Here is a 9,175-nt window from a genome sequence, read left to right as displayed (position 1 = left end):
AGCCTTGACTCAAAATGCCCCATATGAGGGTGGGCAAAGCGGAGCGTGCCCACGGCTTCTCTCGCAATCACGGACAGATGGTGGGCACGGCGCTTTGCGCCTTTGCCCACCCTACGGCACCTTCACCGCCGCCCGAACAGCTTCTCGACATCGGCCAGCTTCAGCTCGACATAAGTCGGCCGGCCGTGATTGCACTGGCCGGAGTTCGGCGTCTCCTCCATCTCGCGGAGCAGCGCGTTCATCTCCTCAGGCTTGAGTCGACGCCCGGCGCGCACCGAACCGTGACAGGCCATGGTGGCGGCCACGTGCATCAGGCGGCGTTCCAGCGGCAGCGCCTCGTCCCATTCGGCCATGTGCTCGGAGAGATCTCGCAGCAGTCCGCCCGCATTGGTCTTGCCGAGCAACGACGGCGTCTCGCGCACGGCGACCGCCCCGGGGCCGAAGGATTCGATCGCAAGGCCGAACGATGCAAGCTCCTCGCTGCGCTCGAGCAGGCGCTCCACTGTGGCCTCGTCCATCTCGACGATCTCGGGGATCAGCAGGATCTGCCGCTGTACGCCGTTTGCGGCGAGCGAGGCCTTCAGCCGCTCATAGACGATGCGTTCATGTGCGGCGTGCTGGTCGACGATGATGAGACCGTCACGGGTCTGCGAGACAATATAGGTCTCGTGGAGCTGCGTGCGCGCAGCGCCGAGTGGGCGGTCGACGAGGTCAGCTACCGGCTGCGTCTCGAACCGTACGTCGGCGCTCGGCGCACCGACATCAAACACAGCCTGCGCGCGCTCGGCGAAGGCGGGTGCGGCCGAGCCGCCGAATGACGGCATCGGCGCGGCCGGTGCGGATGGCGAAGCCCGCCAGTCCCAGCCCGCGGGGCGCGGCGTGAAGGCGGGTCGGAACGACGACAATGCGCTCTCGCCGCTGTTGGCGGCGGTGCGACGGCCCTCGCGCGCAAGCCCTTCCTTCAATCCGTGCACGATCAGCGCGCGCACCAGGCCCGCGTTGCGGAAGCGAACCTCGGTCTTGGCCGGATGCACATTGGCATCGACCTCGCGTGGATCGAGCGTAACGAACAGCGCCAGCACCGGATGGCGGTCGCGCGGCAGATAATCGGCATAGGCCCCGCGCACCGCCCCCAAGATCAGCTTGTCGCGCACGGGACGGCCGTTGACGAAGAGATATTGCCCGAGCGCGTTGGCCTTCGTCAGCGCAGGTGCTGCGGCATAGCCGGCAACGACGACGTCCTCCCGCTCGGCATGAACCTCGAAGGCATGGCTGCGGAACTCCGTACCCAGGATATCGCCGAGCCGCGTCAGCCGGCCTGCGGCGCCGGGCAGCGCCGCGGCCCATGTCACCGGCGCGCGCTCCTCGCCCGCGAGCGTGAAGGCAACGTCCGGTCGCGCCATCGCGAGCCTTCGCACCACCTCTCGGATAGCTTCCGCCTCGGTGCGATCGGTCTTGAGGAATTTCAGCCGTGCCGGGGTCGCATAGAAGAGATCGTTGACCTCGACTCGCGTGCCGTGCGCCAGCGCCGCCGGCATGATGTCAGACTTCGCGCCACCCTCGACGTTGAGCGCCCAGGCGTGCGGCTCGCTGCCATGTCGCGTGGTGATCGAGAGCCGTGCCACTGAGCCGATCGAAGGCAGCGCCTCGCCTCGGAACCCGAGGGTGCGGATCTGGAGCAAATCCTCGTCATCGAGCTTGGACGTGGCATGGCGCTCGACTGCGAGCGACAGGTCCCTCTGGGTCATGCCGCTGCCGTCATCGGTGATACCGATCCGCCGCCGGCCGCCACCATCGGTGAAGACGTCGATCCGGCTCGCGCCGGCATCGATCGCGTTCTCCACGAGTTCCTTGACCACGCTTGCCGGGCGCTCGACCACCTCGCCGGCGGCGATGCGGTTGACGACCTGCTCTGGAAGTTGACGGACGGGCATGAACTCGATCTTGGGCTCAGACTTGGATTCGCTGACGGCGCTATTCTAGGCCGTGTTGCGTCAAAAGCATGTGTTGGGCAACAGCCGCGTGGCGCCCTGGGGAAGAGGGATGCCTATCACATTGAAGACATTGGACGTTCGAGAAAATCGTGCATCGGCGATGGACCGATCTTCAGCTACGGTCCTGATTGTGAGCCGCCGGGCTGCGGTGTAGCATTGTGAAAAAATGGCAACAGGACGGGAGGACGCCATGTGCCATCTTTTCGCGCACCAGCCCCAACGCGACTATGAATCCCAGACCCGCTCGCTGCGAATCGGTGGGCACTGCACCTCGATCCGGCTGGAAATGGCATTCTGGGACACGCTGCAGGAGATCGCGGCCAAGGAGAATATGAGTCTCGGCAAGTTCCTCACCACGCTCTACAGCGAGGTGCTCGACCACCACGGCGAGGTCAATAATTTCGCCTCGCTCCTGCGCTGCTCCTGCCTGATCTATCGCTCCAGGAGCTTGACGCCGGTGCAGGAGTTCAAGGCCACGGTGGCCCCCATTTTGGATGCCGCCGAATAGAAGCGACAGCGTTTCCCCGTCATTGCGAGCGGAGCGAAGCAATCCAGAATCTTTCTGCGACGGCAGTCTAGATTGCTTCGCTGCGCTCGCAATGACGGAAGAGGGAGCCGTGGACCTCAGATCTCCTTCTTCTCCATCGCCCCCGCAATGTAATCGGCCTGCCGGATCGCGAGCGCGACGATGGTCAGCGTCGGGTTGCAGGCCGCGCCGCTGGTGAACTGGCTGCCGTCGGAGACGAACAGGTTCTTGATGTCGTGGCTCTGGCCGAACTTGTTGACGACGCCGTCGCGCGGCTTCTCGCTCATCCGGTTGGAGCCGAGATTGTGCGTGCTCGGATAAGGCGGCGTTGGATAGGTCACGGTCGCGCCGACCGCCTCGTAGACCGCAGCCCCCTGCTTGTAGGCGTGGGCCCGCATCGCGAGATCGTTGGGATGATCATCGTAATGCACGCTCGCCACCGGCATCCCGAACTTGTCCTTCACGGTTGGGTCGAGCGTGATGCGGTTGGTCTCCTGCGGCATGTCCTCGCCGACCAGCCACATGCCGGCCATCCGCGGATAGCCGTCGATCGCGGCGGTAAATGGCCGGCCCCATGAGCCCGGATTGAGGAACGCTGCCATGAAGGGCAGTCCGAGCGACAGCGTCTCCATTTCATAGCCGCCGACGAAGCCGCGCTTCGGATTGTTGGCGGCCTCGTCGCGGATGATGCCGGCCATTGTGGTGCCGCGATACATGTGCACCGACTTCTCGAACACCGCGTAGACGCTGCCGGTCATGTGACGCATGTAGTTGCGGCCGACCTGACCGCTCGAGTTGCCCAGGCCGTCGGGGAACATGCTCGAAGCGCTGTTGAGCAGCAGCCGCGGGCTTTCGATCGAATTGCCTGCGACCGCAACGATCCGCGCCTTCTGGCGTTGCATCGCTCCGGTTTCGTCGGCATAGACCACGCCGGTGACCTTGCCGCTCGCATCGTGCTCGACCTTGATCACCATGCTGCCGGGACGGACCTCCAGATTGCCGGTCGACTCGCCCTTGGGGATTTCGGTGTAGAGCGTCGACCATTTCGCGCCCGATTTGCAGCCTTGAAAGCAGAACCCGATCTGCTGGCACGAGCCACGTCCGTCACGCGGCTGGCTGTTGATCGCCATGTTGCCGGTGTGCACGGTCTTGTAGCCGAGCTTCTTCGCACCAGCCTCCAGCACCCTGAAATTATTGTTACCGGGAAGTCCGGGAATGCCGTTGGTGCGGGTCACGCCCATCTTGTCCTCGGCCCTGGCGTACCACGGCTCCATCTCGGCCAGCGTGACCGGCCAGTCGAGCAAATTGGCGCCGGGAATATTGCCGTAGGTGCTCTTCACCCTGTATTCGTGCTCGTCGAAGCGCAGCGAGGCGCCGGCCCAATGGATCGTTGAGCCGCCAACCGCCTTGACGATCCAGGCGGGCAGGCCGGAGAAATCCTTGGCGACGCGCCATGTTCCTGACGTGGTGCGGGCATCGCTCCAGGCGAGCTGGGAAAAGCTGTCCCACTCGTCGTTGATGAAGTCCTGGTTCTCGATGCGCGGGCCGGCCTCGAGGATGACCACCTTGACGCCCTTCTGCGCGAGCTCGTTGCCCAGCGTGCCGCCGCCGGCGCCGGAGCCGACGACCACCACAACGCCGTCATCGTTCAGATCGAATTTTGCCATGTGCGTTCTCCTGAACCGTTGGGTGACCTTTAAGCTTTCGGCAGCCAGTCGATGTCGGCAAAGCCGCGGTTGATGTAGCCGCCATGCTCGGCGGAGGAGCCCTCGTAGCCGAACCGCGGCCAGACCTCTTTCTGGTTGTAGAGCGACACGATGAGGTCACCGCGCACCTTCTGGAAGAAGTCGCTCTGCTCGATCTCCTTCAAGAGCACCACGCGATCGGCTTCCCAGGGCACTTCGGCATAGGGGGCCTTGTGGCGATCCCTCGCGTTCTGATCGAGCCTTGCAATGCCGTCGCTGATCAGCGACTTGACGGAGGCGTCCTTCGCCGCCTTGCCGTCCCATGGCTTGATCGCGGTGATGTAGTAGCTGTCACCGAGCACATCGTGCGGATAGATGTCGCGCGCGACCTTCAGCAGCGTCTTCATCGTCGCGGGCGAAAGCGTGCCCGCCTCATCGGCCCAGGCGCCCTCGATGTTGACGGCGACACTGGTCGCTACGGCCACGACCGGCACGGCTGTCGCCGCGCCCTTGAGAAAGACGCGGCGGCTGTGCTTGCTTCGACGATCGACTTCTCTCATGGCATTCCTCCTTCGATTTTTGTGATCTGATTTTTGTGGTTTGATCAGTTGAAACGTCCGCCGCGCTGGATTACCTCGATCTTGTAGCCATCGGGATCGCTGACGAAGAAGAAGCGCGCCAGCGTCTTGCTGCCGTGCTTGAAGTCGCGCAAGGGCCCCGGCGCGAGCTTCTCGCGCTCGAAGCGGGCATGCTCGGCATCGAGATCCTCGACGACCACGGCGAGATGGCCGTAGCCGTCGCCGAGCTGGTACGGTTCGTTGCGATCGAAATTGACCGTCAGCTCGACCTCGAAAGGTGAGGAGGGGTGACGCAGATAGATGAGGGCAAAGTCTGGAAACTTCAGATGATCTACGACTTCGAGGCCGAAAGCGCGCTTGTAGAAGTCGAGTGAGCGAGTCTCGTCGAGCACGCGGATCATGGAATGGACAGGCTTGGCCATTCAGTTCAGCTCCTTGAGATAGGCGATGATGGCGGCGCGCGTCTCCGATTTGGCCTGGCGATAGACCATGACCACGCCGGGAATGACGGCCTGCGGATTGGTCAGCCAGGAGTCGAGCTTGGATTCGTCCCAAGTGAAGTCTGCTTTCGCGAGACTGTCGGAGTAATGAAAGCCCTCGATCTTGCCGGCGGCCCGGCCCACGACCTTCGCGAGCGGTGGACCTTGCCGCATCGGTTCCGAGAGATTGGTCGTGTGGCACACCGCGCATTGCTGCTTGAACAACGTCGCGCCATCCGGCGGCCTGGTGGCCGGCAACGGCATCTGTGCTTCGGCAACACGTACCACCAGCACCATCGCGGTGCACAATCCCAGCATGACTGCGCGCATCGCCAAAGCCCGTCCATCCACGTCACGTTCAGCGTGCGCAAACTCTAGGCGGCGCAAAACATGCGGTGGTAGTAGCGGGCTGTTTCGACCAGGAACAAAGCGCAATTCGCGCGATGCGCCTGACGCGATCGACGGCTGTGATTCCTAGTCGTCGAAACCGCGCCCGCGCTTCGACTTGACGTCGCTGCGGCGCTTCTTGCCGTCGAGCCGGCGTTGCTTGGAGGCAAAGGTCGGTCGCGTTGCGCGGCGCGGCGTCGGCCGGATCATCGCCTGGCTTAGGATCTCGACGAGCCGGTCGATGGCGTCCTGCCGGTTACGGTCCTGGCTGCGGAAGCGCTGGGCCTGGATCACGATCACGCCGTCTTTGGTCATGCGCTGGCCGGCGATGCGGGCGAGCCGGATCTCCGCATCCTCCGGAATGGTCAGCTTGCGCGTATCGAAGCGCAGCTGGGCCGAGGTCGAGACCTTATTGACGTTCTGTCCGCCCGGGCCGGAGGCGCGGACAAAATCGATCTCGATGTCGTCCTCGTCGATGACGAGATCGCGGGATATCCGCAGCATGATGGCACCATTCGTGATGCCCGGACATATCGCGGACGTCCGATTTCGGCAATGGTGGATGGCGGAAAAGCAAATGGCCGGGCGAGCCCGGCCATTCCAGGAAATGTCAGGAGACGTCAGTTCGACTTGGTCGCCGGTGCCGCCGCCGGTTGCGCGGCGGCCTGCGGGGCGCGGCCGACGATGACCGTCAGGAGCCCTTGGCCCCACAGCCGCTTGGCGGCGGCCTTGGCGTCGTCCAGCGTCACCGCGTCGACGATGCCGTTGCGCTTTTCGATATAGTCGATCGGCAGCTTGTCCTGCTGATATTGCAGCAGCGCCTGCGCAAGCTTGGAGGAGGTGTCGAGCGCCAGCATCTGCGAGCCCTTGAGGTAGGACTTGGCCTCGTCGAGCTCCTTCTGCGTCGGGCCCTCGTCGGCGATGCGGCGCACTTCCTTCTCGATCGCATCCATGGTGTCGCCGGCGCGGTCGGCCCGCGTGCCGGTGTTGCCGATGAAGATCGCCGAATGCTCCATCCAGAGCAGCGATTCGAACACGGAATAAGCCAGCCCGCGCTTCTCGCGGACCTCACGATAAAGCCGCGAGGACAGGCCACCGCCGCCGAGGATGTGGTTGACGACATAGGCCGCCATGAAGTTCGGATCGCTGCGCTTCACGCCCGGGCCGCCGAAAGTGATCACGGTCTGCGGCACGTCGAGCGGCACGAAGGCGCGCTGCGGCGGCCTGGCGGCCTCGACGTCGGGGATCGGCGTCAGAGTGGCTTTGGCGGGCAAGCTGCCAAACGTGTGATCGAGCAGCTTGCCGAGGGTGGCCGGATCGACGTCGCCGACGACGGCGATCTTGAGCGTGTCCTTGGCAAGGTTGCGCCCGACGTAATCCTTCATGTCGGCGATCGTGATGGTCGGCACGCTCTCCAGCGTGCCGTTGGTCTGCCGTCCGTAGGGATGATCGCCGAACGTCATCTCCAGGAATTTGCGGCTCGCGAGCGAGGTCGGGCTGGTGGTCTCGCGGCGCAGGCCCGAGATGACCTGCGAGCGGATGCGCTCGACGTCGGCCGTGTCGAAATGCGGCGAGGTCAGTGACGAGCGCAACAGCTCGAAAGCCTCGTCCTTGTTGTCGCGCAGCATACGCAGGGTGCCACGGAAGGTGTCGCGGGTGGCGCTGAAGGAGAGCTCGATGGCGCGTCGGTCGAGCCGCTCATGGAACGTCTTGGAGTCGAGATCGCCGGAGCCCTCGTCGAGGAGGTCGCCGACCAGATTGGCGACGCCGGGCTTGTCCTTGGGATCCTGCGCCGAGCCGCCGGCAAAGGAATATTCCATCGCGATCAGCGGCACGGTCGCGTCCTGGACAAACCAGGCCTCGATGCCACCCGGCGAGACCAGGTGCTGGATCTTTGCTGCGGCCTGGGACGGCGAGATCGCAGCGAGCGACAGTGCAGCGCCGGCGGCAAACGACAGGACGACGCGTCGTGTAAGAAGGGAATGGGTCACGAACGCTTCTCCTCGCGCTTGGCGGTAGCGGTGTCCTTGATCAGATAGCCCGTCACCGAGCGCTTCTTCTCGAGCCATTTCTGTGCAGCTTGCTGAACCTGCGCGGCAGTGACAGCGCGGATGCGGGCCGGCCAGCTTCGGATGTCCTCGATCGACAGGCCCGTGGTCAGTGCGCCGCCATACCAGCGCGCCAACACCGCCTGATTGTCCTGGGCGTAGATCGCCTCCGCGATGAGCTGGGTCTTGACCCGCTCGAGATCCTCGGCGCGGATCGGGTTCGCAACGATGTCCGCGATGACGCCGTCGATGACGTGCTCGATGTCTGCGAAGGTGACACCGGATTTCGGCGAAGCCGAGATCATGAACTGGGTCGGGTCGAGCGAGATGCTGGAATAGCTGGCGCTGGCGGAGACCGCGAGCGGCTTGTCGACGACGAGCGCGCGGTAGAGGTAGGAGTTGCTGCCGCTGCCCATCAGCTGCGCCAGCACGTCGAGCGCGGCACTCTCGCCGGCCGCAGCCGTCGTCGCCGAGGGCACCAGGTAGAAGCGGCGAAGGCTCGGCTGTTCGACGCGCGGGTCGGACAGCGTGACCGTGCGCGGTGCCGCCGGCTCCGGCTCCTGCGGGCGGATGCGTTGCGCCGCGATCGCGGGCTGGGCCGGGATCGGGCCGAAATTGCGTTCGACCAGTGGGCGCACATCGGCGGCCTCGACGTCGCCGGCGATCACCAGGATCGCATTGTTCGGCGCGTAGAAGCGGCGGTAGAAGGCGAGTGCGTCCTCGCGATTGAGCTTCTCGATCTCCTGGTGCCAGCCGATCACCGGCCGGCCATAGGGATGGTTGAGATAGAGCGCGGCCATGACCTGCTCGTTGAGGCGCGCGTCGGGGCTGTTGGCGACGCGCATGTTGTACTCTTCGAGCACGACGTCGCGTTCGGGCAGCACGTTCTCGTCCTTGAGGATCAAGCCGGTCATGCGATCGGCCTCGAACTCCATCATGGTCGGCAATTGCTCGCGCGGCACGCGCTGGTAGTAGTTGGTGTAGTCGACCGAGGTCGAGGCATTCTCGTTACCGCCGACGCGGAGCACGGTCTGCGAGAACTCACCGACCGGGTGCTTCTCCGTGCCTTTGAACATCAGGTGCTCGAGGAAGTGGGCGAGGCCGGATTTGCCCGGCGTCTCGTCGGCCGAGCCGACCTTGTACCAGATCATCTCCGTGACCACGGGCGTGCGGTGGTCAGGGATCACCACGACCTGGAGGCCGTTGTTGAGCGTGAAACTGGCGGGCGGCGCGGACGTGACCGTCGTCTGGGCGAGTGCGCTGCCGATGGGGAACGCAGATGTCGAGAGCAGCGCGGCGAAGAGGCAGGCAACCGATCGGTGTGAGGACATCACGATCCTTGTGAAAGCACGGACCCTGATGTCCGGGCGTGAAAGCACGGCATGCTACACCGCGCGGATTTGAGCTTCGGGTCACGAAGCAGAGAACGCGGTCAAGTTGTACTTAAATAAAGGTCATCTGCCGCGTCCGGCCTACGC

General features: G+C 64.4%; 9 protein-coding genes. 1 reads left to right on the top strand and 8 read right to left on the bottom strand.

The features are described 5' to 3' along the window. Nucleotides 1-122: 122 nt before the first annotated feature. The gene (mutL, locus tag ABIA96_RS31220) at nt 123-1,934 is read right to left on the bottom strand and encodes a DNA mismatch repair endonuclease MutL (RefSeq protein ID WP_354140766.1); all 1,812 of its coding nucleotides are present in this window, start codon (nt 1,932-1,934) and stop codon (nt 123-125) included. A gap of 250 nt (nt 1,935-2,184) precedes the next feature. On the opposite strand from mutL, the gene ABIA96_RS31215 reads away from it, so the two are divergent. Then, nucleotides 2,185-2,502: a ribbon-helix-helix domain-containing protein gene (locus ABIA96_RS31215; RefSeq protein WP_354140765.1), complete on the top strand. Its 318-nt coding sequence runs from the start codon at nt 2,185-2,187 to the stop codon at nt 2,500-2,502. 116 nt (nt 2,503-2,618) lie between these two features. Here the strand turns inward: ABIA96_RS31215 and ABIA96_RS31210 are convergent, their stop codons facing one another. The 7 genes from ABIA96_RS31210 to ABIA96_RS31180 form a co-directional block, all read right to left on the bottom strand. Beyond that, entirely contained in the window at nt 2,619-4,187 is a 1,569-nt protein-coding gene (locus tag ABIA96_RS31210; protein ID WP_354140764.1) for a GMC family oxidoreductase, read from the bottom strand. Between the two features lie 29 nt (nt 4,188-4,216). After that, nucleotides 4,217-4,765 carry a gluconate 2-dehydrogenase subunit 3 family protein gene (locus ABIA96_RS31205; protein ID WP_354140763.1) on the bottom strand — a complete coding sequence of 183 codons (549 nt, stop codon included), beginning with the start codon at nt 4,763-4,765 and terminating at the stop codon, nt 4,217-4,219. 44 nt (nt 4,766-4,809) lie between these two features. Then, a complete protein-coding gene (locus tag ABIA96_RS31200) occupies nt 4,810-5,205 on the bottom strand; it encodes a VOC family protein (RefSeq protein WP_354140762.1) in 396 nt (131 codons plus the stop codon). Continuing rightward, on the bottom strand, nt 5,206-5,592 hold the full coding sequence (locus tag ABIA96_RS31195) for a c-type cytochrome (protein ID WP_354140761.1): 387 nt from the start codon (nt 5,590-5,592) through the stop codon (nt 5,206-5,208). It abuts the gene before it with no gap. Nucleotides 5,593-5,736: 144 nt separating this feature from the next. Next, entirely contained in the window at nt 5,737-6,153 is a 417-nt protein-coding gene (arfB, locus tag ABIA96_RS31190) for an alternative ribosome rescue aminoacyl-tRNA hydrolase ArfB (RefSeq protein WP_354140760.1), read from the bottom strand. A 116-nt stretch (nt 6,154-6,269) separates the two neighbouring features. Next, entirely contained in the window at nt 6,270-7,640 is a 1,371-nt protein-coding gene (locus tag ABIA96_RS31185) for a M16 family metallopeptidase (RefSeq protein WP_354140759.1), read from the bottom strand. Then, nucleotides 7,637-9,028, bottom strand: a complete 1,392-nt coding sequence (locus ABIA96_RS31180) for a M16 family metallopeptidase (RefSeq protein WP_354140758.1) — start codon at nt 9,026-9,028, stop codon at nt 7,637-7,639. The genes ABIA96_RS31185 and ABIA96_RS31180 overlap by 4 nt, the downstream gene beginning before the upstream one ends. Between the last annotated feature and the right edge of the window lie 147 nt (nt 9,029-9,175).

The organism is Bradyrhizobium sp. LB11.1 (assembly GCF_040549385.1).
Taxonomy (GTDB): Bacteria; Pseudomonadota; Alphaproteobacteria; order Rhizobiales; family Xanthobacteraceae; genus Bradyrhizobium.
The sequence above is the reverse complement of the archived record's forward strand: the minus strand, read 5'-3'. Positions and strand labels throughout refer to the sequence as shown.